This is a genomic window from Pseudomonas sp. HB05 (assembly GCF_016756915.1).
In the GTDB taxonomy this organism is placed as follows: Bacteria; Pseudomonadota; Gammaproteobacteria; order Pseudomonadales; family Pseudomonadaceae; genus Aquipseudomonas; species Aquipseudomonas alvandae.
This window is the reverse complement of record NZ_JAESPG010000009.1, coordinates 57,462-82,255: the sequence shown is the minus strand read 5'-3', so window position 1 is coordinate 82,255 and position 24,794 is coordinate 57,462. Positions and strand designations below refer to the sequence as shown.

The window sequence follows — 24,794 nt, the reverse complement described above, 5'->3', positions numbered from 1 at the left end:
GGCGTCGACAAGCCTCGACAGTTTTCCGCCTCAAAGGATTTGATATGCCCGCCCTACCTTGGCCGTACCTGGCCCTTCTCTCGGCCGGCTATGCCATGGCCCTGGCCTATGGTCATCTCACCTGGACTGCAGCCATCTCAATCGCGCTGTTGCTGTTCGCCGGGTATGCGGTTCGCCAACAAAAGATGCCCGTCGGGCAGTTTCTCGGGCATTGTTTGTTCCTGGTGTTGGCGATCGCGCTGGCGCTGCACTGGATGCCGGGTTTTTTCAACGGGCGGGCCATCGCAGCACAACGTTTGACCGATGACGCCACACGGTTTGCCATGTATTTGAACCAGGACAAGCCGCTGATCGGCTTCTGGCTGCTGCTGGCCTGCCCGTGGATCGTCGGCCGGCGGCCGTTTCGCGGGTTCGTCTACGCCACGGTGCTCGGGCTATGCTTGAGCACCACGCTGGCCTTGGGTGGGGCCCTGCTGCTGGGCATGATCGAATGGGCGCCGAAGTGGCCGGACCAGGCCTGGCTCTGGGTACTCAATAATCTTTTATTGGTGACCTTGGTGGAGGAGGCGCTGTTTCGTGGCTACATTCAAGGAGGCCTGAGCCGGTGCTTCAAGCTTCTACGTCATGGCGAATCCCTGGCGCTGATCCTGTCCTCGTTGTTGTTCGGCCTGGTGCATGCTGGCGCGGGATGGCACTGGGTGTTGTTGTCGGGCCTGGCCGGGATCGGTTATGGACTGGCCTACCGATTCGGCGGCCTGGGCGCCGCGATTGCCACGCACTTTGGCTTGAACCTGCTTCATTTCGCCCTATTTACCTACCCGATGCTGGCGTGATACCGCCGGGCAGAATTATTTCAATTAAAAGCTGACGGTGCCGACAACCTCTCAAAGCCTTGCGGACTACATACCATGCGTAACAACCAGCCTGTCACACAACGCGAAAGGACTTTCGCGGCCCAGCAGCGATTGATTTCCACCACCAATGCCAAGGGTGTGATTACCTACTGCAACGACGCGTTCGTTGAAATCAGTGGGTTTTCCAAGGAAGAGCTGATCCATGCACCGCACAATCTGGTGCGCCACCCCGACGTCCCGTCAGCCGTGTTCGCACACATGTGGAACACCCTGAAACAGGGATTACCCTGGATGGGCATCGTCAAGAATCGCTGCAAGAATGGCGATCATTACTGGGTCAACGCCTACGTCACGCCGATTTTCGAGGGCAACCAGGTGGTCGGCTACGAGTCGGTACGGGTCAAGCCGACGGCCGAGCAGATCACCCGGGCCGAAGCACTCTATCGACGCATCAACCAGGGCAAGTCCGCGGTTCCGAGCAGCGATAAATGGGTACCGATGCTGCAAGACTGGCTGCCATTCATCCTCGTCAGCCAGTTGAGCTTCGTCGTCGGTGCTTTCCTTGACTCTTCCTGGGGCTTTGCCCTGGCCGCCCTGCTATCCGTGCCGCTGGGGCTGTTGGGCTTGCAATGGCAGCAACGTGGGATCAAGCGCCTGTTGCGCCTGGCCGAGCAAACCACTTCCGATCCGCTGATCGCGCAGATGTACACCGACAGCCGCGGCGCCCAGGCACGCCTGGAAATGTCGATCCTCAGCCAGGAAGCCCGTCTGAAAACCTGCCTCACCCGCTTGCAGGACACCGCCGAGCATCTCAATGCGCAAGCCCGGCAATCCAATACCCTGGCCCACGACAGCTCCAGCGGCCTGGAACGCCAGCGCGTGGAAACCGAACAGGTCGCCACTGCCGTCAACCAGATGGCCGCCACCACCCAGGAAGTCGCCAGCCATGTGCAGCGCACCGCCGATGCCACCCAGGAGGCCAATCGCCTCACGGGGCGTGGTCGCGACATCGCCGGGGAAACCCGCGAGGCCATCGAGCGCCTGTCGGTCGTGGTAGGCGAGACTGGACAGACCGTGACCCAACTGGCCAAGGACAGCGATGAAATCGGTGGCGTGGTTGATGTGATCAAGGGCATCGCCGACCAGACCAACCTGCTGGCCCTCAACGCCGCCATCGAAGCGGCCCGGGCCGGCGAGATGGGACGCGGTTTTGCCGTAGTCGCCGATGAAGTGCGTCAACTGGCCCAACGCACCAGCGAGTCCACCGGGCAGATCCATGCCTTGATCGCCAAGCTGCAACAGACCGCCAACAATGCCGTGCAGACCATGGACGCCGGTCACCGCCAGGCTGAAGAAGGCGTGGCGCGGGTCATGGAAGCCGACCAGGCGCTGGTGGGCATCAGCGAAGCGGTGGCGCATATCACCGACATGACCACTCAGATTGCTGCAGCGACCGAGGAGCAGAGTTCGGTGGCCGAGGAGATCAGCCGCAACATCAGCAACATCTCGGAACTGGCCGACCAGACCTCAGGCCAGGCCCACAGCTCGGCGCTGCTCAGCGAGGAGCTGACCCGCACGGCCAACACGCAGTATTCGTTGGTGGAGCGGTTCAACCGCTGATTTCAATTGGCAACTGAAAACCCGGATAGCGAAAGCTTCCGGGTTTTTTGTCGTCTGGCAGGCCGCTATCGCGAGCAAGCTCGCTCCCACAGGGGTTCTAGGCGGCTCATTGAAATGCATTCCAATTGTGGGGAGCGAGCCTGCTCGCGAAGAGGCCCGCACGAGCGCCATCAATCTTGAGACAAGAACCCAGCCACTCCCTGCGCCGCCGCGTCCAAATGCTGCTCATGGCTAACCCCCGAAACCTTCAGCGGTTTCAGATCATGATCCCCCGCCACGAGCCACATCACCTCGATGCTCGGTGACAAGGGATAGCCCTGCACCGCCTCTCGATTCCCCAACGCATCCCGCTCGCCCTGGACGATCAAGGTTCGCGTCTTCAATGCCGCCAAATGCTCGACCCGTGGTTTTTCCGGCTTGCCCACCGCATAGAAGGGATAGCCCAGGCAGACCAGCGCCTCGGCGCCCAGCTCATCGGCCAGCAGGCTCGCCATGCGCCCGCCCATGGACTTGCCACCAATGGCCAGCCGCCCAGCGACATAAGGCCGCACCGTGGCGTACACCTCTCGCCAGCATTCGAGCAGTTTGGGGGCCGGATTGGGTGGGCGCTTGCCGCCGTCCAGGCGCCGCTGGGCCATGTAGGGAAACTCGAAGCGCAACACACTGACGCCATGTACGGCAAGGCGCGCGGCCATTTCCTCCATGAAACCGCTGTCCATCGGTGCACCGGCACCATGGGCTAGGATCAGGGTCGGCGACTCGGTGCCAGCGCCCGGTTTCGCCGCCGTCCACAACCAGCCACGTTCCGCCACGCATCGCGCCCATTGATCCCCGTCAATACTGGCCTTGTGCTGTTTGTCCATGCTTGCCTCGCTTTTAGTCTGCCTATAACTCCAGGCGAAGAACGCCGCCTTGCCTTGCGCAGGCGCTCACTTCGGCTGAACCGTGGATGGGGAACCATGAACACTTCTATCAGTACCGCCTACAACTACAAGGTGGTCCGCCAATTCGCCATTATGACGGTGGTGTGGGGCATCGTCGGCATGGGGCTCGGGGTTTTTCTCGCGGCCCAATTGGTCTGGCCACAGCTCAACTTCGATTTGCCCTGGACCAGCTTCGGCCGCCTGCGCCCGCTGCACACCAACGCGGTGATCTTCGCCTTCGGTGGCTGCGCCCTGTTCGCCAGTTCGTTCTACTCAGTGCAACGCACCTGCCAGACCCAGCTGTTCGCGCCGAAACTCGCTGCGTTCTGCTTCTGGGGCTGGCAACTGGTGATCCTGCTGGCGGCCATCAGCCTGCCGCTGGGCTACACCAGTTCCAAGGAATACGCCGAGCTCGAATGGCCGATCGACATCCTGATCACCATCGTCTGGGTCGCCTACGCCATCGTGTTCTTCGGCACCGTGGCCAAGCGCAACACCAAGCACATCTACGTCGGCAACTGGTTCTTCGGCGGGTTCATCCTGACCGTGGCGATTCTGCACATTGTGAACAACCTGGAACTGCCGGTGAGCTTCACCAAGTCCTACTCGGTGTACGCCGGGGCCACGGATGCAATGGTGCAATGGTGGTACGGCCACAACGCCGTGGGCTTTTTCCTCACCGCCGGCTTCCTGGGGATGATGTACTACTTCGTGCCGAAACAGGCCGAACGCCCGGTGTACTCCTATCGCCTGTCCATCGTCCACTTCTGGGCGCTGATCACCCTGTACATCTGGGCCGGCCCACACCACCTGCACTACACCGCGCTGCCGGACTGGGCACAGTCGCTGGGCATGGTGATGTCGCTGATCCTGCTGGCGCCAAGCTGGGGCGGCATGATCAACGGCATGATGACCCTCTCGGGCGCCTGGCATAAGTTGCGCAGCGACCCGATCCTGCGGTTCCTGGTGGTGTCCCTGGCGTTCTACGGCATGTCGACCTTCGAAGGTCCGATGATGGCGATCAAGACCGTCAACGCCCTCTCCCACTACACCGACTGGACCATCGGCCACGTACACGCCGGCGCGCTCGGCTGGGTGGCGATGATTTCCATTGGTGCGCTGTATCACATGATTCCGAAGGTCTTCGGTCGGGCGCAGATGCACAGCATTGGCCTGATCAACGCGCATTTCTGGCTCGCGACCATCGGCACCGTGCTCTACATCGCCTCGATGTGGGTCAACGGCATCGCCCAAGGCCTGATGTGGCGTGCGGTGAACGAGGACGGCACGCTCACCTACTCCTTCGTCGAAACCCTGGTGGCCAGCCACCCTGGCTTCATCGTGCGACTGGTAGGCGGGGCGATCTTCCTCAGCGGCATGCTGCTGATGGCCTACAACACCTGGCGCACCGTGCGGGCCTACCAGCCTGCCGAAGCCGCCGCTGCCGCGCAGATGGCTTGAGGAGTCCGCCATGAAACACGAAACAATCGAAAAAAACGTCGGCCTGCTGATGCTGTTGATGGTGCTGGCCGTGAGCATCGGCGGCCTGACCCAGATCGTGCCGCTGTTCTTCCAGGACGTGACCAACAAACCGGTGGACGGCATGAAGCCCTACACCGCCCTGCAATTGGAAGGCCGCGATATCTACATCCGCGAAGGCTGCGTCGGCTGCCACTCGCAGATGATTCGTCCGTTCCGCGCCGAAACCGAGCGCTACGGCCACTACTCCGTGGCTGGCGAAAGCGTCTGGGACCACCCGTTCCTGTGGGGCTCCAAGCGCACCGGACCGGACCTGGCCCGCGTCGGCGCGCGTTACTCCGATGACTGGCACCGCGCGCACTTGTACAACCCACGTAACGTCGTGCCCGAGTCGAAAATGCCGGCCTACCCATGGCTGGTGACACAGGCAGTCGACAGCAGCCACACCGAAGGCAAGCTGCGCGCCATGCGCACCCTCGGCGTGCCGTACACCGATGACGATATCGCGGGCAGTGTCGCCTCGCTCAAAGGCAAGACCGAAATGGACGCGCTGGTCGCCTACCTGCAAGTGCTCGGCACTGCCATCAAGAGCAAGAGGTGAGCCATGGTGCTTGAAATGAGTACTGGCATGATCCGCGGCCTGGGCACCGTCGTGGTGTTCATCGCCTTCATCGGCCTGATCCTGTGGGTGTACAGCAGCAAGCGCGGGCCGGAATTCGCCCAGGCGCGCCTGCTGCCGTTCGCCGACGAACCGCCCGCCGACATTACCCCCCAAGACCCCGCACCAAGGAGTACCCGGTCATGACCACTTTCTGGAGTACGTGGATCTGCGTACTGACCATTGGCAGCCTGATCGGCCTGACGTGGCTGCTGATCGGCACCCGCAAGGGCGAGACCAAGGGCAGCGTCGACCAGACCATGGGCCACAGCTTCGACGGCATCGAGGAATACGACAACCCGCTGCCGCAATGGTGGTTCCTGTTGTTCGCCGGCACGTTGGTGTTTTCCGTTGGCTACCTGGTCCTTTACCCGGGCCTGGGCAATTGGAAAGGCATCCTGCCCGGCTACGACAACGGCTGGACCGGCGCCCATGAATGGGAAAAGGAAATGGCCAAGGCCGACGCCAAGTTCGGGCCGATCTTCGCCAAGTTCTCGGCGATGCCTGTAGAGGAAGTCGCCAAGGACCCACAAGCCTTGAAGATGGGAGGTCGCCTGTTCGCCTCCAACTGCTCGGTCTGCCACGGCTCGGACGCCAAGGGTGCCTTCGGCTTCCCGAACCTGGCCGACAGCAACTGGCGCTGGGGCGGCGCGGCCGACACCATCAAGACGACCATCATGGGTGGCCGCATGGCGGCGATGCCGGCCTGGGGCGAAGTGCTGGGGGACGCCGGGGTCAAGAACGTGGCCGCGTATGTGCGCCACGACTTGGCGGGCCTGCCCTTGCCGGCGGACAGCGGTGCCGACCTGCAAGCCGGCCAGCAAGCGTTCAACACCACCTGCGTCGCTTGCCATGGCGCCAATGGCCAGGGCACCGAAGCCATGGGCGCGCCGAACCTGACGCAACCGGCCGGTTTCATCTACGGCACCAGCCTGGCCCAGTTGCAGCAGACCATTCGCCATGGACGCCAAGGCCACATGCCGGCGCAAAATGAGCTGCTGGGCAATGACAAGGTGCAGCTGCTCGCGGCCTACGTCTACAGCCTGTCCCACAACGCCAGCACCGAACGCCTGCAAGCTGAACACAAAAGCGAATAAATCCTGACCACACGAACAGCCGCATTCATCTGGATGCGGCTGTTCCGTTCCCCTGCGCGACGCATTGTCGCACCCTCCCATCGTCTTCCTTTCGGTTCTCTGGAATCGGGTCTAAGCTTGCCTTTGCGTGCACTGGCGACTGCCGGTTTCAGGTCAATCCTGACCCGATGCGTTCGACAATCGTTCGTTCAAGAGGCCGCAAACGCAGGTGAATACCGGCTGTTGCGACAGTTGCCTGGCATCCCCCGAACGCCGTGTTTGAACACACCCCGTTACAACCGACCTGACCCCCTCGCCTCCTTCCTTCGTCGAGACATTTTGCCGTGGGCCAATTTTGTCCCTACAGAGAACATGGAAAGGCCGCAGAATCAGCTTTGGAAAGCATTGACCCAGGTCATGGCGCGTTGCAATGACCCCCCGCTTTCTCCATACTTGCGACCGATTTTTATCCTAATAAAACACCCAAACCGTGGAACCTTAGAATGAGCACAGCAATCAGTCCGACTGCTTATAACTATAAGGTAGTCCGCCAGTTCGCCATCATGACGGTGGTCTGGGGGATCCTTGGCATGGGGCTCGGTGTCTTCATCGCCTCGCAACTGGTCTGGCCGGAGTTGAACTTCGATCTGCCATGGACGACATTTGGACGCCTGCGCCCGCTGCACACCAACCTGGTGATCTTCGCCTTCGGTGGTTGTGCGTTGTTTGCCACTTCTTACTATGTCGTGCAGCGAACCTGCCAGACGCGACTGATTTCCGACAGCCTCGCGGCCTTCACCTTCTGGGGTTGGCAAGCGGTGATCGTCGGCGCGATCGTGACCTTGCCCATGGGTTTCACCACCACCAAGGAATACGCCGAGCTGGAATGGCCCCTGGCTATCCTGCTGGCCATCGTCTGGGTGACCTACGGTCTGGTGTTCTTCGGCACCATCGTCAAGCGCAAGACCAAGCACATCTACGTCGGCAACTGGTTCTACGGTGCCTTCATCGTCGTGACCGCCATGCTGCACATCGTCAACCACGCCTCCCTGCCGGTCAGCTTCTTCAAGTCGTACTCGGCCTACTCGGGCGCGACCGACGCGATGATCCAGTGGTGGTACGGCCACAACGCCGTGGGTTTCTTCCTGACCACGGGTTTCCTGGGGATGATGTACTACTTCGTGCCGAAACAGGCCGAGCGTCCGATCTATTCCTATCGCCTGTCCATCGTCCACTTCTGGGCGCTGATCACCCTCTACATCTGGGCCGGTCCGCACCACCTGCACTACACCGCGCTGCCGGATTGGGCGCAGTCCCTGGGCATGGCGATGTCGATCATCCTGCTGGCGCCAAGCTGGGGCGGCATGATCAACGGCATGATGACCCTGTCGGGCGCCTGGCATAAGCTGCGCACCGACCCGATCCTGCGCTTCCTGGTGGTATCGCTGGCGTTCTACGGCATGTCGACCTTCGAAGGCCCGATGATGGCCATCAAGACCGTCAACTCCCTGAGCCACTACACCGACTGGACCATCGGCCACGTACACGCCGGTGCACTCGGCTGGGTAGCGATGATCTCCATCGGCGCCATCTACCACATGATCCCGAAACTGTTCGGCCGTGCGCAGATGCACAGCACCGGCCTGATCAACGCGCACTTCTGGCTCGCGACCATCGGCACCGTGCTCTACATCGCCTCGATGTGGGTCAACGGTATTACCCAGGGCCTGATGTGGCGTGCGATCAACGACGACGGCACCCTGACCTACTCGTTCGTCGAAGCGCTGCAAGCCAGCCATCCTGGTTTCATCGTGCGTGCCCTGGGCGGCGCGTTCTTCGCCAGCGGCATGCTGTTGATGGCCTACAACGTGTATCGCACCGTTCGTGCCTCTGACCCGGCTGAAGCTGAAGCCGCCGCCAAGATCGCCGTAGTTGGAGCTCACTGATGAAGCACGAAGCAGTAGAGAAGAATATCGGCCTGCTGGCCTTCTTCATGGTCATCGCCGTCAGTATCGGCGGCCTGACCCAGATCGTTCCGCTGTTCTTCCAGGACGTGACCAACAAGCCGGTCGAGGGCATGAAGCCGCGCACCGCCCTTGAACTGGAAGGCCGCGACATCTACATCGCCAACGGCTGTGTCGGCTGCCACTCGCAGATGATCCGTCCGTTCCGTGCCGAAACCGAACGCTACGGCCACTACTCCGTTGCCGGCGAAAGCGTCTGGGACCACCCGTTCCTGTGGGGTTCCAAACGTACCGGCCCGGACCTGGCCCGCGTTGGCGGCCGCTACTCCGACGACTGGCACCGTGCGCACTTGTACAACCCGCGCAACGTCGTGCCTGAGTCGAAGATGCCGGCCTACCCGTTCCTCGTAGAAAACAAGCTCGACGGCAAAGACACCGCCAAGAAAATGGAAGTCTTGCGTACCCTGGGCGTGCCTTACACCGATGAAGACATCGCCGGTGCCAAGGATGCCGTCAAGGGCAAGACCGAAATGGACGCGCTGGTGGCCTATCTGCAAGGCCTGGGCACCATCATCAAAAGCAAACGGTGATTTGGATGGATATCGGGATGATTCGTGGCCTGGGTACCGTCGTCGTGATGGTGGCCTTCATCGGCCTGGCGCTGTGGGTATTCAGCCCCAAGCGCAAGTCGGAGTTCGACGACGCGACCTTGCTGCCGTTCGCGGATGATCCCGAAGCCATCAAGCACGTCGAGCAAGCTTCTAGGAGTAACAAAGAATGACTACATTCTGGAGTCTGTACGTCACAGTCCTCAGCCTGGGAACGATCTTCTCCCTGACCTGGCTGCTGCTGTCGACCCGCAAGGGCCAGCGCAGCGAAGCCACCGAAGAGACGGTCGGCCACTCCTTCGACGGGATCGAGGAGTACGATAATCCGCTGCCGAAATGGTGGTTCATGCTGTTCGTGGGCACCATCATTTTCGCCCTTGGCTACCTGGTCCTCTACCCTGGCCTGGGCAACTGGAAAGGCCTGCTGCCAGGCTACAACTACCTGGACACCGAAAAGCAGACCGCCTTCGCCAACGGCCAGACCGGCTGGACCGGCGTGCACGAGTGGGAAAAGGAAATGGCTCGCTCGGACGCCAAGTTCGGTCCGATCTTCGCCAAATTCGCCTCCATGCCGATCGAAGAAGTCGCCAAGGACCCGCAAGCGTTGAAAATGGGCGGTCGCCTATTTGCTTCCAACTGCTCGGTCTGCCACGGTTCCGACGCCAAGGGTGCCTACGGATTCCCCAATCTGACCGACGCCGACTGGCGCTGGGGCGGCGAGCCGGAGACCATCAAGACCACCATCATGGGCGGTCGTCACGCCGTGATGCCGGGCTGGGCCGCCGTGGTCGGCGAGCAAGGCGTGGCTGACGTGGCTTCCTACCTGGTGACCAGCCTGCACGGTCGCAAGCTGCCCGAAGGCGCCAAGGCCGATCCAGCCAATGGCCAGAAACTGTTCGCAGCCAACTGCGTGGCCTGCCACGGTCCAGCCGGCAAGGGCACGCCCGCCATGGGCGCTCCCGACCTGACGCACCCGGCCGGCTTCATCTATGGTTCGAGCTTCGCCCAGCTGCAGCAGACCATCCGCTACGGTCGCCAGGGCCAGATGCCGGCCCAGGCTGACCTGCAAGGCAACGACAAGGTCCACCTGCTGGCAGCCTATGTCTACAGCCTGTCGCACGGCGAAAAGGCTCCGGCCGCTGACGCTCAGTAAGGCGAGTCACTGGTACACGGAAGGCCCCGCCAATCTGATTGGCGGGGCCTTTTTTTTCGACCGTCGAAACATCACGAGCCTGTTTCCCCTTGCCTGCACCCTGGCGCCAGTAGTAACGTGCCTACATTCGATTTTCTTGGGGGACGCCAGCATGTCCGTCACCACTATTTCCAGCCGCGAATTCAACCACGACACAAGTGGTGCCAAAAAAGCCACCCGTGAAGGGCCGGTCATCATCACCGACCGTGGCAAGCCGGCCCATGTGCTGCTAAGCATTGAGGAGTACCAGAAACTGACCGGCGTTGGCGCCAGCATTGTCGAGTTGCTGGTCATGCCCGATGCGCCGGATATCGACTTCGATACCGAGCGTGCCGTCATTACGCCCCGCTCGGTGGACCTGTCCTGAATGTTTCTACTCGATACCAATGTCATCTCGGAGCTGCGCAAACCCCAGGCCGATAAAAACGTGCAGGCCTGGGCGCGCAGCGTGCCCGCCCCCAGCCTCTACGTCTCGGCGATTACCGTACTGGAACTGGAAACCGGCGTCTTGCGCTTCGAGCGCAAGGATCCGGTGCAAGGCAGTCGCCTGCGTGCGTGGCTGGACAACCACGTCATGCCCACGTTTGCCGGCAGGATTCTCGCCGTCGACCGCGCCGTGGCGCTTCGCTGCGCGCGTCTTCATGTTCCCGACCGCAGCAACGAATGCGATGCGTTGATTGCCGCCACCGCGCTGGTCCACGGGCTGACCGTGGTGACGCGCAACGTGACGGATTTCCAGAGCAGCGGCGTGGCATTGCTCAACCCTTGGTCAAGCTGATATCACGACGGACCCGTAACTTACCGCCAGGGAGACAGGCGCAATGAAACGCATCGAACCACTCCAGCACACAAGCATCGGCCTGGGCTTCGCGCATGTCTGACGCGCTCTGGGCTGCCCGCCTGGGCGATGCACTCAACCACACCTCGATGATGGCCGACGTCCTTGGCGGCGTGCTGGAGGTGGCGGCGAACATTGCGATTACTGCCGTGGCGACCGCCGCGGTGGTCGCGGCCACGGGCATTACCGTGGTCACCGGCGGCCTGGGCTGCTTCGTGCTCGGACTGGTGGTGGGAACGGTGGTCGGGCTTGCCATGAGCAAGACCGGGGCCGACAAAGGGTTGAGCAATATATGCGAGGGCATCGGCAACGCCCTCTTTCCGCCCACGGTCCAGGCCAACATCCTCACCGGCTCCACTGACACCCTCACCAATAACATCCCCGCAGCCCGCGCCGCCGGGGCGATTGAGTCCCACGTCGCCCCGGCCGGCACCGAGCTTGAAGCGCCCGAGCCTGAAGAAGAACCCAGCTACCTGGCCATGGCCGGGGAGTTTTTCTCGCAAATGTGGCGCCCCACCGTCGCCACGCCCGCCCCCGGCGCCGTGCCCAAGCCGGAGGACCTGGTCATCTGCATGAAGCATCCGCCGATGCCACCGCAGTTCATGGCCGAAGGTTCGGACAAGGTCACCATCAACGGCCAGCCCGCCGTACGCAGCGGCGACCGCAGCACCTGCGATGCAACGGTGGTGTCGTCCGGGCTGATTTCACCCAACGTGACCATTGGCGGCGGTTCGGTGGTGGTGCGCGAGATCCGCAGCGGCAAGACCCCGGGTGTTGGCCTGGCGGTCACAGCCCTGTTGATGCTCAAGGGCGGCAAGGGCAAATTCTTCAGCAAGCTGCCGTGCATGCTGGTGGGCGGCGCGGTGTCCATGGCCGCCAGCAGCGCGGCGAACGCAGCCGCCAACGCGGCCCTGGGCTCATCCAATCCGGTGCACGCCGCCACGGGCGCCAAGGTGCTTGGCGGTGGTGAAGAGCTGGATTTCGTCTTGCCCGGCATCCTGCCGATCGACTGGCAACGCTTCTACAACAGCCGTGACGAGCGTCGCGACAGCCTGTTCGGTGCCGGCTGGAGCGTGACCTATGAGGTACGGGTCGACATCCTGCCCCACCCCGACGGCGGCGAAACCCTGGTCTACACCGACGAACAGGCGCGCCCCATCGATATGGGCTCCATCCCGTTGGGCGGCGCCGTATTCAGTGCCGGCGAAGGCCTGGCGGTGCGCCGCCATACAAGTGGGCAATTGCTGATCGAGAGCGATGACGGCCTGTACCGTTTGTTCGAACCCACGCCGGCCAACCCATCCCACTTGCGCTTGAGCCAACTGGGCGACCGCAACGACAACCGTATCCACCTCGACTATGACGAGGGCGGACGCCTGGTGCGGCTGCGCGACACCTTCGATCTGGTGCAGGTCGAGCTGATTCGAGAAGGCGAACGCGTCAGCCAGATTCAACGGCTCTACCCTGATCAATCGCGGGAAGTGCTGGTCAGCTACGCCTACGACGCATCGGGCAATCTCGCCGAAGTACGCGACGCTGGCAACCAGATGCAACGGCGCTTCAGCTATGACGCTGGACGGCGGATGGTCGAGCACCAACTGCCCACCGGCCTGCGCTGCTTCTACGAATGGGCCTTGATCGATGACCAGGAATGGCGCGTGGTCCGGCACTGGACTGATGAGGGTGATGCCTACCAGTTCGACTATGACTTGCAAGCCGGCATCACCCGCATCAGCGATAGCCTGCAACGCACCAGCATCCGTCACTGGAACAGCCAGCACCAGATCATCCGGTTCAGCGACAACCTCGGCCAGACGTGGCTGTTCGAATGGAACGATGAGCGCCAGTTGCTCAGTGCTACCGATCCGCAAGGCGGCCAGTACTCATTCAGCTACGACGACGCCGGCAACCTGATCAGCGAAACCGACCCGTTGGGCCGCAGCGAGTCCACCCTCTGGCTCGGACATTGGGCCCTGCCGCTGGTGGACACTGATGCCGCCGGCAATAGCTGGACGTACCGCTACGATCAACGCGGCAACTGCACGGCGGAGACCGACCCGCTGGGCCATCGCACCCGCTACCGCTACGACGCCCACGGCCAGGTGGTAGAAATCATCGATGCCACCGGCAAAAGCAAGAAGCTGCGCTGGAACCCGTTCGGCCAACTGGTCGAACACGTCGATTGCTCGGGTTACCCGACACGCTTCAGTTATGACGCGCGCGGTTACCTGCAAACCATCACCGACGCCCTCGGCGAGCGCACCCAATTCAGCTACGACGCCCAAGGCCGGCTGCTGAGCAGCCAATTACCGGACGGCCGCACCGAGCATTATCAGCGCGACAGCGCCGGCCAGCTCACCGGCTACACCGACCCGGCCGGACACACCACGCACTACCAGCACAACCGCCGCGGCCAGGTCCGCCAACGCACCGATGCCCAGGGCCGGCAGGTGCAATTTGCCTACGACAGCTTTGGCCGGCTGCAAGCGCTGACCAACGAGAATGGCGAGAGCTACCGGTTTGCCTGGGACGCTGGGGATCGGTTGAGCGAGCAACAAGACCTGGATGGCAGCGCCAAACGCTACGACTACGACCGCCTCGACAACGTCGCGGCAGTGACGGCGATGCCTGCACCGTACGGCACGGGCCTGGCGCTCATTCCCGAAATACCGCCGGCGCCCATCGTCCATTGCCTGGAACGCGATGCCGTGGGCCGCCTGATCGCCAAAGTCACCGACGACGGCCGCACCGAATACCGCTACGACCCGCTGGACCAACTCACCGCCGTCACCTTCACCGACCTGCAAGGCAACGCGCAAACCCTGAGCTTTACCTACGACGCCCTCGGCCAGTTGCTCGCCGAAAACGGCGCCGCCGGCAGCCTGCAACACCACTACGACGAACTCGGCAACCTGATCCAGACCCAACTGCCCGATGGCCGCTGGGTCAACCGCCTGTACTACGGCAGCGGCCACCTGCACCAGATCAACCTCGACGGCCAGGTCATCAGCGACTTCGAACGCGACCGCCTGCACCGCGAAGTGCTACGCACCCAAGGCCAGATCAGCACCCGCAGCGAATACGACCGCAGCGGCCGCCTGCGCACGCGACAACGCCGCCACAGCGGCCAACCCTCGCTGCTGCCGGCGGCGGTACAAAAACACTTCGAGTACGACCCCGCCGACAACCTCATCGGCAAGCTCGACCAGCAACCCGCCGCGCAACAGCGCCAATTGCTGCACTACGACGCCACCGGCCGCATCATCGCCAGCCAGGACAGCCTGCACGGCCAGCGCGAAACCTTCAGCTACGACGCCGCCGCCAACCTGCTGGACGGCCCCACCCCAGGCGCCGGACTGGTGGTGCACAACAAACTGCTGACCTACCAGGACAAGCGCTACCGCTACGACGCCTTTGGCCGGATGATCGAAAAGCGCAGCGCCAAACGCGGCGTGCAGCGCTTCGCCTACGACGCCGAAAGCCGCTTGATCGAAGTGCGCAACGACGACGGCAGCGTGGTAAACATGGCCTACGACCCGCTCGGCCGGCGCATCGCCAAGACCGAGCAGGACAACAAAGGTTACCCGCTGGGTGAAACCCGCTTCACCTGGGACGGCCTTCGCCTGTTGCAGGAACACCGCCACCAGCAAACCAGCCTGTACCTCTACGAAGACGAAGGCTACGAACCCCTGGCCCGCGTCGACGGCAGCGGCCCGCTGCAAAAGATCCGCTACTACCACAACGACCTCAACGGCCTGCCGGAACAACTCACCGAAGCCGACGGACACAACGTTTGGCAGGCTGCGTATCGGGTATGGGGCAACACGCTGGAAGAGGTGCGCGAGCCGTACTACATCGAAGAGCAGAATTTGCGGTTCCAGGGGCAATACCTGGATCGGGAAACGGGGCTGCATTTTAATACGTTCAGGTTTTATGATCCGGATGTGGGGCGGTTTACTACGCCGGATCCGATTGGCTTGGCAGGTGGGTTCAACCTCTATCAATACGCACCGAATCCTATTGGGTGGGTGGATCCGTGGGGTTGGGAAGTTTGTCGACTCAGCGCCTCACAGAAGAGAGCGATGGGGCCTGCGCCTAAGGGTATGGTGAAGCCGCATTACCATCATATCGTCCGCGAAAAAGCTCCGAAAAGCTGGAGAGCGCAAAATCGAAAATACATTACCGACTCGCAAAAAATTCTGACCAAACACAAAATCGGCCTGAACGACGATCCGCGCAACTTCACTTGGGCCCAAAATGGTGGGGGAAATCACTCGGTAGCCAGCGCGAAAAAAGTTTATGAAATTCTTCAGAAAGCGGACATCGGTGGGACGGCCAGTGTCGAAAACGCATTGAAAAAAATGGGTGATCAAATGGCAAAAGGAATTTTTTAAATGACCAACCCAGAAGAAATTTATGAAAAGAACATCAAGGCTTTATCCGCCATTCATGCCGACATCGCCTCGGGAAATGAAGCCTCGCTAAAAAAGCGCCTGGAGGAAAATCCCGCTCTATTGCATCTACCCCTGTATGGCCTTGAGGGGCAGGAGACGTTGCTGCACATGGCTGCCGAACAGGGTCAAACCGAAGTTTGCCGCTTATTGGTGGCTTTAGGTATTGCACTGGACCAGCCTGCCCCGAGTTCTGGTAATAGCACCCCCCTTGCCGCCGCCGCCGGCAACGGACATCTACAAACATGCCAATGGTTTCTGGAGGCAGGTGCCTTGGTGGACGGTTGGCCTGACAGCATAACCACCCCGCTGATTGACGCGATCACCTCCGGGCACCAGCACATCGTCAATCTTCTTATAGAACACCATGCCGACATCAATCGACTGCACACCCGGCTGAATAACGCGCCGTTGGACATCGCCAATACGTGGGGATTTACAGACATTGCGGCCGTCTTAAGAAAAGCCGGGGCGGTCAGTATCATGGACGTTATTGAGAACCCGGCCGAAGAATTCGGCGGACCTATAGCCACTTTCGTGCACAACACAGCAGGTTGGGTTTTACCCGCGCAGCTAAGTCCCTTCAGTAATGAAGCGGGGCTGGAGCTGCGTATCAGCTGCATCGAGGGTAAGAACAAGTTCAAGTTACTCTTCACCATCGGACTTTTTGCCAAAAGCCCTCATACCGAATTATTCGTATGTTTGCCCGGTGACTGGCCTCTCACGCAGCAAGGTTTTCCCCCGCACAGTCCTTGGGTTTTCCCGGTTGAGTTGCTGTCCCTGCTCGCTCGCCACACGTTCGATAACGGCCCCTTGTCGGAAGGCCAGATCATTTCAAAAATAGATAAAGACTTCGCCCAGCTCAGCTGGCCGAGCGATACCGACGCGCTGTTGGTCGTGGACAAAATTTGGAACACCACCGAAGAACCCGTGGATGAACACCATGAGGACTCGGTAAAGCTCTACGTTCTGGTTCCCTTCAAGCTGCCGAAGAAAGGGCTGCCTGAGGGTGACGCTTTAGCCTCGCTCTTGGAAAAAAAACGAAAGGCGAGCTGGAAAAGTATCGCGTTGACTTCTCCGCTACAAAGTTAACGCGTAGAGGATGAATCTCCGGAGGGCAGTGATGCTTGAAAATAAATTTCCAGACCCTGAAACGGCCGTTACCTCGATGGACCTGGATCGTTTGGAATCTATCATTGGCAAGCGTCTACCGGCTCCCTTTCGGAGCCATTACCTCAAGTACAACGGTGGCGTACCGGAGCGCACCTACTGGCTCGGCGACGATTTCGACGAGCCATTGGAAGTGGCTGCCTTCAAGCCAATTGCTGGTAGTGATTCCACGGTGTTATCCACCTACCAGCTAATGCTAAAGAAACAGCTACTTCCTGCGAATTTATTACCTTTCGCAAATGACTGGGGTGGCAACTTCTTTTGCCTGAACCTTGATACCGAAGCCGTTAGCTATTTCACAACTGATAGCTTTGATAGCGGCCGGAGCCCTGAAGAGAACCAGACTCACTCCGAGAGACCTGTTTGTTCCAATTTCCTCCGTTTCGTCCAAGGCCTGATCCATGAAGATGACCTGGACGAGGAAGAATGAGCCAATACCACAACGTTTGATCCAAAACGGAAAGTCCCGTGGCGAGGGGGCTTGCTCTCGCTGGGCGGCGAAGCCACCCCCATCCAATCTCTGCCAACGCCATACCCTGTCTATAGTCAATTGATCCAGGTCATGACTTGTTACATCCGCTACACCATTCGGCCCATACACCCAACGCGACCAAAGGTCGCACCCTTGACCTAGAGCGACAGGCGTATCATTGCGCCACTGCAACACCCTTTCTGACCGTAGCCGGCACGTACTGGCCTCGGCGTTTTTCCACTGCCGTGGGATGCATTTGATGAGCAACCAGATTCCGGTACATGACGTTACCCCGCCTGCCAAGGACGCCAACAAAAGCGTCGACCTGTATGCCTCTCGGGAAAAAATCTACACCCGCGCCTTCACGGGCCTGTTCCGCAACCTGCGAATGGTTGGCGGAGCCTTCCTGTTCCTGCTGTATTTCGGCACGGTCTGGTTGAATTGGGGCGGTCACCAGGCTGTCTGGTGGAACCTGCCGGAACGCAAATTCTTTATTTTCGGCGCCACCTTCTGGCCCCAGGATTTCATCCTGCTGTCAGGGATGTTGATCATCGCCGCCTTCGGCCTGTTTTTCATCACGGTGTATGCCGGTCGGGTCTGGTGCGGCTACACCTGCCCGCAAAGCGTCTGGACCTGGATCTACATGTGGTGCGAAAAGGTCACCGAGGGTGACCGCAACCAGCGCATCAAGCTCGACAAGGCGCCCATGAGCGCCAACAAATTTTTGCGCAAATTCGCCAAGCACAGCCTCTGGCTGCTGATCGGTTTCGTCACCGGCATGACCTTCGTCGGCTATTTCACGCCGATCCGCGAGCTGGTCTTCGAGTTCTTTACCGGCCAGGCCGATGGCTGGTCGTATTTCTGGGTCGGTTTCTTCACCCTCGCCACCTACGGCAATGCCGGCTGGCTGCGTGAACAAGTGTGCATCTACATGTGCCCTTACGCCCGCTTCCAGAGCGTGATGTTCGACAAGGACACCCTGATCGTTTCCTATGACCCACGTCGCGGTGAAAGCCGTGGCCCGCGCAAGAAAGGTATCGACTACAAGGCCCTGGGCCTCGGCGACTGTATCGACTGCACGATGTGCGTCCAGGTCTGCCCCACCGGCATCGACATCCGCGACGGCTTGCAGATCGAATGCATCGGTTGTGCAGCCTGTATCGATGCCTGCGACAACATCATGGACAAGATGGACTATCCGCGTGGCCTGATCAGCTACACCACCGAACACAACCTTTCGGGGCAGAAAACCCATAAACTGCGCCCGCGCCTGATCGGTTATGCCTTGGTGCTGCTGGCGATGATCAGCCTGCTGGTCACGGCGTTCTTCATGCGTTCGCTGGTGGGTTTCGACGTCAGCAAGGACCGCGTGCTGTATCGAGAAAACGCCGAAGGCCGGATCGAGAACGTCTACAGCCTGAAGATCATGAACAAGGACCAACGCGACCATACGTACGTGTTGGAAGCCGCCGGCTTGCCTGATCTCAAGCTGCAAGGCCGTCGCGAAATCAAGGTTGCCGCAGGCGAGATCTACAGCCAGCCGGTTGAACTGTCCAGCGCACCGGAACAACTGCCGTCGAGCACCAACGAGGTGACGTTCATCCTCAAGGATGCCGATGACGACAGCGTCCATGTTGAAGCCAAGAGCCGGTTCATCGGCCCACAGACTCGTTGAGAGAAATGCCCATGCCTGCAGCAACCGCCACCAGCCCTTGGTACAAGCACCTCTGGCCGTGGATCATCATCGGGATCCTCGCCTGCTCGGTAACGCTGAGCCTGACCATGGTGACCATTGCGGTGAAGAATCCGGACAACTTGGTCAACGACAACTATTACGAGGCTGGCAAAGGCATCAATCGCTCGCTGGAGCGCGAACTGCTGGCCCAGACCCTGCAATTGCATGCCAATGTGCAATTGGACGACCTTACCGGTGAAGTCAACCTGCGCCTGAACGGCAACAGCCGGCCCCAGACCGTGGAACTGAGCCTGATCTCGCCGACGCAGCCGGAGAAGGACCGCAAGATTGTCCTGACCCGCAACGACAGCGAACCGGGGCGCTATGTTGGCCAGTTGGCGGACAAGATCGAAGGTCGGCGCTTTGTCGAATTGCTCGGTGTGGAGAACGACAAGACCTGGCGGCTGTTCGAAGAAGAGCAGGTCAATCACAACCAGGACATCCTGCTGGGCGATGAGCCGCTGCAAGGCGCTGAAGACCTGAAGAAATAAGCTGCTTTTGTGGCGAGGGAGCTTGCTCCCGCTGGGTCGCGAAGCGGCCCTGTTTTTGATCCGACATTCCTCGGGCATATTACGTATTGAAACACGACTGCTGCGCAGCCGAGCGGGAGCAAGCTCCCTCGCCACAAAAGGCCTTCACCCGACAACCATGACCACCCCACAACCCTGCTACCACTGCGCCCTGCCCGTCCCTCCCGGCAGCCGCTTCACCGCCGTTGTCCTCGGCGAGACCCGCGAGCTGTGCTGCCCGGGCTGCCAGGCGGTAGCCGAGGCGATCGTCGCCGGCGGGTTGGAAAGTTACTACCTACATCGCAGTGAAGCGTCGGCCAACCCCGAGACCTTGCCCGTCCAGTTGACCGATGAGCTGGCACTGTACGATCGCCAGGACGTGCAGCAATCGTTCGTCCGCCATGAAGGCGACCTGTCCGAGACCACCCTGCTCATGGAAGGCATCAGTTGCGCGGCCTGCGGCTGGCTGATCGAAAAACACCTGCGCACCTTGCCGGCCGTGGCCGAGGCGCGGCTGAACCTGTCCAACCATCGCCTGCACGTCCGCTGGGCCGATGCTCAATTGCCGCTGAGCACATTGCTCGCCGAACTGCGCCAGATCGGCTACGCCGCGCACCCCTACCAGGCCGATCAGGCCAGCGAACAGCTCGCTGCGCAGAACCGCCTGGCCCTGCGCCAATTAGGGGTGGCGGGGTTGTTGTGGTTCCAGGCGATGATGGCGACCATGGCCACCTGGCCGGAATTCAACATCGACCTGAGCCCTGAGATGCACACCATCCTGCGCTGGGTCGCGCTGTTCCTGACGACGCCGATCGTGTTCTACAGCTGCGCACCGTTTTTCAAAGGCGCCATGCGCGACCTGCGCACCCGCCACCTGACCATGGACGTTTCGGTGTCCCTGGCCATTGGCAGTGCCTACATCGCCGGAATCTGGACGTCCATCACCGGCGCCGGCGAGTTGTACTTCGATGCCGTCGGCATGTTCGCCCTGTTCCTGCTGGCCGGCCGCTACCTTGAACGGCGGGCCCGGGAACGCACCGCTGCCGCCACCGCGCAATTGGTCAACCTGCTGCCCGCCTCGTGCCTGCGCCTGGATGATCACGGCCAGAGCGAGCGCATCCTGCTCAGCGAACTGCGCACCGGCGACCGGGTATTGGTCCAGCCCGGCGCGATCCTGCCGGCCGACGGCCGGATTCTCGACGGCCAGTCCAGCGTCGATGAATCGCTGCTGACCGGCGAATACTTGCCACAACCCCGCCAGGCCGGCGACGCGGTCACTGCGGGTACGCTGAATGTCGACGGCGCCCTGACCGTCGAAGTGCAAGCGCTGGGCCATGACACCCGGCTGTCAGCCATCGTGCGGCTGCTGGAACGGGCCCAGGCCGAAAAGCCACGACTGGCGGAAATCGCCGACCGCGCAGCCCAATGGTTCCTGCTGTTTTCCTTGATTGCCGCAGTCGCCATCGGCCTGCTGTGGTGGTACCTGGACGCATCCCGCGCCTTCTGGATCGTCTTGGCAATGCTGGTCGCCACCTGCCCTTGCGCGCTCTCGCTGGCGACGCCGACTGCCCTGACCGCCGCCACTGGGACCTTGCACAAACTCGGACTGCTGTTGACCCGAGGTCATGTGCTGGAGGGCCTGAACCAGATCGACACGGTGATTTTCGACAAGACCGGGACCCTGACCGAAGGCCGCCTGGCGTTGCGCGCCATTCGACCGCTCGCCGCACTCGACAGCGACCAGTGCCTGGCCTTGGCCGCGGCGTTGGAAAATCGCTCGGAACATCCTATTGCCCGTGCCTTCGGTCGCGCCCCGCTGGCCGCCGAGCACGTCCAAAGCTTCCCGGGCCTGGGCCTGGAGGGTTCAGTGGGCGAGCAGCGACTGCGCATCGGCCATCCAGTGTTCGTCTGCGAACCGAGTGGCGCCGCGGTACCGTTGATGCCGGACGAACCCGGGCAATGGCTGCTGTTGGGGGATGATGTCGGACCCCTGGCCTGGTTTATCCTCGACGATCGTTTGCGCACGGATGCCCCGGCGCTGCTGGCCGCCTGCAAGGCGCGGGGCTGGCGGACACTGCTGCTGTCCGGCGACAGCTCGCCGATGGTTGCCAGCGTCGCCGCCGAACTGGGCATCGATGAAGCCCGCGGCGGCTTGCGTCCGGACGACAAGCTGGCAGTGCTCCAACAATTGCATCAGCAAGGCCGCAAGGTGCTGATGCTCGGCGATGGCGTGAACGACGTGCCGGTATTGGCGGCGGCGGACATCAGCGTCGCCATGGGTTCGGCCACCGACCTGGCCAAGACCAGCGCCGACGCGGTGCTGCTGTCCAATCGCCTGGATGCCTTGATCCATGCCTTCAGCCTGGCCCGGCGCACCCGTCGGGTGATCATCGAGAACCTGGTCTGGGCAGGGCTGTACAATGGGCTCATGTTGCCGTTCGCCGCCCTCGGCTGGATCACGCCGGTGTGGGCCGCGGTCGGCATGTCCATCAGTTCGCTGACCGTGGTGCTGAATGCGCTGAGGCTGACCCGTCAACCGCAGGCGCTCGACGCCACACCCGATACCCGCCCGCTGCCGGCCTGAGCCGCGCGGGCATGGAGTTCCGACATGCCAGCTCTCTACGTAATGATCCCGGCCGCGCTGCTGATCGTGGCCATCGCCGTGTACATTTTTTTCTGGGCCGTGGACAGCGGACAGTACGACGACCTTGACGGTCCGGCCCACAGCATCCTGTTCGACGACCAGGACCCGAACCACAAGGCGGCGGTGGACGAAGCCAGCGGCGAGGTCCAGAAACCGGACGACAAGGCGCCGCCCCATGCTTGACCTGGCACCGCTGCTGGTTTCAGCCGTCATCCTGGGTCTATTGGGCGGCGGCCATTGCCTGGGCATGTGTGGCGGCCTGATGGGCGCCCTCACCCTGGCGATTCCCAAGGACCAACGCAGCCGCCGCTTTCGGCTGTTGCTGGCGTACAACCTCGGACGGATCCTGAGCTACGCCACCGCTGGCTTGCTGATCGGCCTGGCCGGCTGGGCCGTCGCCAACAGCCCGGCGGCGATGATCATGCGCGTGCTGGCCGGTTTGCTGCTGATCGCCATGGGCCTGTACCTCGCCGGATGGTGGAGCGGCCTGACCCGCATCGAAAGTATCGGTCGTGGTTTGTGGCGACATATCCAGCCTGTCGCCAACCGCTTGCTGCCAGTGTCGAGCGTGCCTCGGGCCTTGCTGCTCGGCGCATTATGGGGCTGGTTGCCGTGCGGATTGGTCTACAGCACCCTGCTGTGGTCCGCCAGCCAGGGCAATGCGCTGGACAGTGCGCTGTTGATGCTCGCCTTCGGCCTCGGCACCTGGCCGGTGCTGCTCGCCACCGGCCTGGCGGCCGAGCGCGTCACCGCGCTGCTGCGCAAACGCAGCGTACGCATGGCCGGGGGATTGTTGGTGATTGTCTTCGGTATCTGGACGCTGCCAGGGCCGCATCAGCATTGGCTCATGGGGCACTGAGCGAATCGCCATCTTCGCCAGCCATTCAGAGAGAATGAACTCAACCACCGCAACAGCCCCCGTGGCGAGGGAGCTTGCTCCCGCTGGCCTGCAAAGCAGGCCCCTACGATCTTCAGGCAGAACGCATCTAGCTGATATTGCGTCTGCTGCGCAGCCGAGCGGGAGCAAGCTCCCTCGCCACGGGTCTTGAGTGGTCTGGACAGACGTCGCCCCTCGACGACTGCTGATGCGCCGTTGACGCAAATCAACACCCCCCTCCCCACGCCCCCATAGACTCCCGACCATGCCAGCCTATCCGGGGAACGCCCGCATGCTCGACGCCATTCGTTGGGACTCAGACCTGATCCGCCGCTACGACCTGGCGGGACCACGCTACACCTCGTACCCGACCGCGGCACAGTTCGGCAGCCAGGTGAGCTCGTTCGACCTGCTTCACGCCCTGCGCGATAGCCGCAAGGCGCTCAAGCCGCTATCGCTGTATGTGCACGTGCCGTTTTGCGCGAACATCTGCTACTACTGCGCCTGCAACAAGGTCATCACCAAGGACCGCGGTCGCGCCCATGCCTACCTGCAACGCCTGGAGCAGGAAATCCAGCTGATCGGCTGCCATCTCGACCCCGCCCAGCGCGTCGAACAACTGCATTTGGGCGGTGGCACCCCGACGTTCCTCAGTCACGACGAGCTGCGCCAGTTGATGGCCAAGCTGCGCCAGCACTTGAACCTGATGGACGACGATTCCGGCGACTACAGCATCGAGATCGACCCTCGCGAAGCCGACTGGTCGACCATGGGCCTGTTGCGGGAATTGGGTTTCAACCGGGTCAGCGTCGGCCTGCAAGACCTCGACCCGGCCGTCCAGCGCGCCGTCAATCGCCTGCAAAGCCTGGAAGAAACCCGTGCCGTGATCGAAGCGGCGCGGACCTTGCAGTTTCGCTCGATCAACATCGACCTCATCTACGGCCTGCCCAAGCAGACCCCGGACAATTTCGCGCGCACCGTCGAGGAAGTCATCAACCTGCAACCGGACCGCCTCTCGGTGTTCAATTACGCCCACCTGCCGGAACGCTTCATGCCCCAGCGGCGCATCAACAGCCTGGACCTGCCAAACCCCGAGCAGAAACTCGCCATGCTGCAAGGCACCGTTGAACAACTGACCACCGCCGGATACCGCTACATCGGCATGGACCACTTTGCCCTGCCCGACGACGAACTGGCGATCGCTCAGGAAGAGGCGACATTGCAGCGTAACTTCCAGGGCTACACCACCCATGGCCACTGCGATCTGATCGGCCTAGGGGTGTCGGCCATCAGCCAGGTCGGCGACCTGTACTGCCAAAACAGCAGCGACCTGAACCATTACCAGAACACATTGGCCGATGGGCAACTGGCAACCAGTCGCGGGCTGGTGTGCAACGCCGACGACCGAGCGCGTCGAGCGGTGATCCAGCAACTGATCTGCCACTTCATCCTGGCGTTCGCCGAAATCGAGCAACGCTTCAACATCGATTTCCGTGACTATTTTGCGTCGTCATGGCCGCAGTTGCAGGTCATGGCCGACGATGGCCTGATCGAATTGACGGACACGCATCTCCAGGTCTTGCCTGCCGGGCGCCTGCTGGTGCGCTCGATCTGCATGGTGTTCGATGCCTATCTGGAGCAGCAAAACCGGCAGCGTTTTTCCCGAGTCATCTGAGCGCGACAATTTGACGGTAACGCTGCACTGGCCGGAGTGTGTGCGCTGG

22 protein-coding genes are annotated in these 24,794 nt (G+C 61.6%); 21 read left to right on the top strand and 1 reads right to left on the bottom strand.

Annotated elements, in window-relative coordinates; genetic code table 11:
- Positions 1-44: 44 nt before the first annotated feature.
- Complete coding sequence (locus JMN22_RS10935) at positions 45-833, top strand: CPBP family intramembrane glutamic endopeptidase (RefSeq protein WP_030140911.1); 789 nt, start codon at positions 45-47, stop codon at positions 831-833.
- Positions 834-908: 75 nt separating this feature from the next.
- Positions 909-2,474, top strand: coding sequence for a methyl-accepting chemotaxis protein (locus tag JMN22_RS10930; protein WP_030140910.1), 1,566 nt, complete (start codon positions 909-911; stop codon positions 2,472-2,474).
- A gap of 170 nt (positions 2,475-2,644) precedes the next feature.
- Here the strand turns inward: JMN22_RS10930 and JMN22_RS10925 are convergent, their stop codons facing one another.
- Positions 2,645-3,337, bottom strand: coding sequence for an alpha/beta family hydrolase (locus tag JMN22_RS10925; protein WP_198797753.1), 693 nt, complete (start codon positions 3,335-3,337; stop codon positions 2,645-2,647).
- Positions 3,338-3,433: 96 nt separating this feature from the next.
- Between JMN22_RS10925 and ccoN (JMN22_RS10920) the strand changes: the two genes are divergently transcribed.
- The 19 genes from ccoN (JMN22_RS10920) (at position 3,434) to hemN (ending at position 24,745) form a co-directional block, all read left to right on the top strand.
- A complete protein-coding gene (gene ccoN / locus JMN22_RS10920) occupies positions 3,434-4,858 on the top strand; it encodes a cytochrome-c oxidase, cbb3-type subunit I (protein ID WP_030140908.1) in 1,425 nt (474 codons plus the stop codon).
- A gap of 10 nt (positions 4,859-4,868) precedes the next feature.
- On the top strand, positions 4,869-5,477 hold the full coding sequence (gene ccoO, locus JMN22_RS10915; protein ID WP_003183469.1) for a cytochrome-c oxidase, cbb3-type subunit II: 609 nt from the start codon (positions 4,869-4,871) through the stop codon (positions 5,475-5,477).
- 3 nt (positions 5,478-5,480) lie between these two features.
- Positions 5,481-5,681, top strand: a complete 201-nt coding sequence (locus JMN22_RS10910) for a cbb3-type cytochrome oxidase subunit 3 (protein ID WP_030140907.1) — start codon at positions 5,481-5,483, stop codon at positions 5,679-5,681.
- Complete coding sequence (gene ccoP, locus JMN22_RS10905) at positions 5,678-6,631, top strand: cytochrome-c oxidase, cbb3-type subunit III (protein WP_198797754.1); 954 nt, start codon at positions 5,678-5,680, stop codon at positions 6,629-6,631. Before JMN22_RS10910 ends, ccoP (JMN22_RS10905) begins: the two co-directional genes overlap by 4 nt.
- 482 nt (positions 6,632-7,113) lie before the next feature.
- A complete protein-coding gene (ccoN, locus tag JMN22_RS10900) occupies positions 7,114-8,556 on the top strand; it encodes a cytochrome-c oxidase, cbb3-type subunit I (RefSeq protein ID WP_030140905.1) in 1,443 nt (480 codons plus the stop codon).
- Positions 8,556-9,164, top strand: coding sequence for a cytochrome-c oxidase, cbb3-type subunit II (gene ccoO, locus JMN22_RS10895; RefSeq protein WP_003199605.1), 609 nt, complete (start codon positions 8,556-8,558; stop codon positions 9,162-9,164). Before ccoN (JMN22_RS10900) ends, ccoO (JMN22_RS10895) begins: the two co-directional genes overlap by 1 nt.
- A 5-nt stretch (positions 9,165-9,169) precedes the next feature.
- A complete protein-coding gene (locus JMN22_RS10890) occupies positions 9,170-9,355 on the top strand; it encodes a CcoQ/FixQ family Cbb3-type cytochrome c oxidase assembly chaperone (RefSeq protein ID WP_003183474.1) in 186 nt (61 codons plus the stop codon).
- Entirely contained in the window at positions 9,352-10,335 is a 984-nt protein-coding gene (ccoP, locus tag JMN22_RS10885; RefSeq protein ID WP_030140904.1) for a cytochrome-c oxidase, cbb3-type subunit III, read from the top strand. The genes JMN22_RS10890 and ccoP (JMN22_RS10885) overlap by 4 nt, the downstream gene beginning before the upstream one ends.
- A 151-nt stretch (positions 10,336-10,486) precedes the next feature.
- Positions 10,487-10,741: a type II toxin-antitoxin system Phd/YefM family antitoxin gene (locus JMN22_RS10880; RefSeq protein ID WP_181286928.1), complete on the top strand. Its 255-nt coding sequence runs from the start codon at positions 10,487-10,489 to the stop codon at positions 10,739-10,741.
- Positions 10,742-11,152: a type II toxin-antitoxin system VapC family toxin gene (locus tag JMN22_RS10875; protein WP_198797755.1), complete on the top strand. Its 411-nt coding sequence runs from the start codon at positions 10,742-10,744 to the stop codon at positions 11,150-11,152. It begins immediately after the preceding gene.
- Between the two features lie 95 nt (positions 11,153-11,247).
- Positions 11,248-15,606: an RHS repeat-associated core domain-containing protein gene (locus JMN22_RS10870; RefSeq protein WP_198797756.1), complete on the top strand. Its 4,359-nt coding sequence runs from the start codon at positions 11,248-11,250 to the stop codon at positions 15,604-15,606.
- Positions 15,607-16,755, top strand: coding sequence for an ankyrin repeat domain-containing protein (locus JMN22_RS10865; protein WP_198797757.1), 1,149 nt, complete (start codon positions 15,607-15,609; stop codon positions 16,753-16,755).
- A gap of 31 nt (positions 16,756-16,786) precedes the next feature.
- Positions 16,787-17,263: an SMI1/KNR4 family protein gene (locus tag JMN22_RS10860; RefSeq protein WP_198797758.1), complete on the top strand. Its 477-nt coding sequence runs from the start codon at positions 16,787-16,789 to the stop codon at positions 17,261-17,263.
- A gap of 301 nt (positions 17,264-17,564) precedes the next feature.
- Positions 17,565-18,980 carry a cytochrome c oxidase accessory protein CcoG gene (gene ccoG / locus JMN22_RS10855; RefSeq protein ID WP_030140898.1) on the top strand — a complete coding sequence of 472 codons (1,416 nt, stop codon included), beginning with the start codon at positions 17,565-17,567 and terminating at the stop codon, positions 18,978-18,980.
- Between the two features lie 11 nt (positions 18,981-18,991).
- The gene (locus JMN22_RS10850; protein WP_030140897.1) at positions 18,992-19,531 is read left to right on the top strand and encodes a FixH family protein; all 540 of its coding nucleotides are present in this window, start codon (positions 18,992-18,994) and stop codon (positions 19,529-19,531) included.
- Positions 19,532-19,688: 157 nt separating this feature from the next.
- Positions 19,689-22,133: a heavy metal translocating P-type ATPase gene (locus tag JMN22_RS10845; protein WP_198797759.1), complete on the top strand. Its 2,445-nt coding sequence runs from the start codon at positions 19,689-19,691 to the stop codon at positions 22,131-22,133.
- Positions 22,134-22,157: 24 nt separating this feature from the next.
- Positions 22,158-22,376 (top strand): cbb3-type cytochrome oxidase assembly protein CcoS, encoded by a 219-nt coding sequence (gene ccoS, locus JMN22_RS10840; RefSeq protein WP_030140895.1) that lies wholly within the window; start codon positions 22,158-22,160, stop codon positions 22,374-22,376.
- Positions 22,369-23,052, top strand: coding sequence for a sulfite exporter TauE/SafE family protein (locus tag JMN22_RS10835; protein WP_030140894.1), 684 nt, complete (start codon positions 22,369-22,371; stop codon positions 23,050-23,052). The genes ccoS and JMN22_RS10835 overlap by 8 nt, the downstream gene beginning before the upstream one ends.
- Positions 23,053-23,362: 310 nt before the next feature.
- A complete protein-coding gene (gene hemN / locus JMN22_RS10830) occupies positions 23,363-24,745 on the top strand; it encodes an oxygen-independent coproporphyrinogen III oxidase (protein WP_030140893.1) in 1,383 nt (460 codons plus the stop codon).
- The last annotated feature ends 49 nt before the right edge of the window (positions 24,746-24,794 follow it).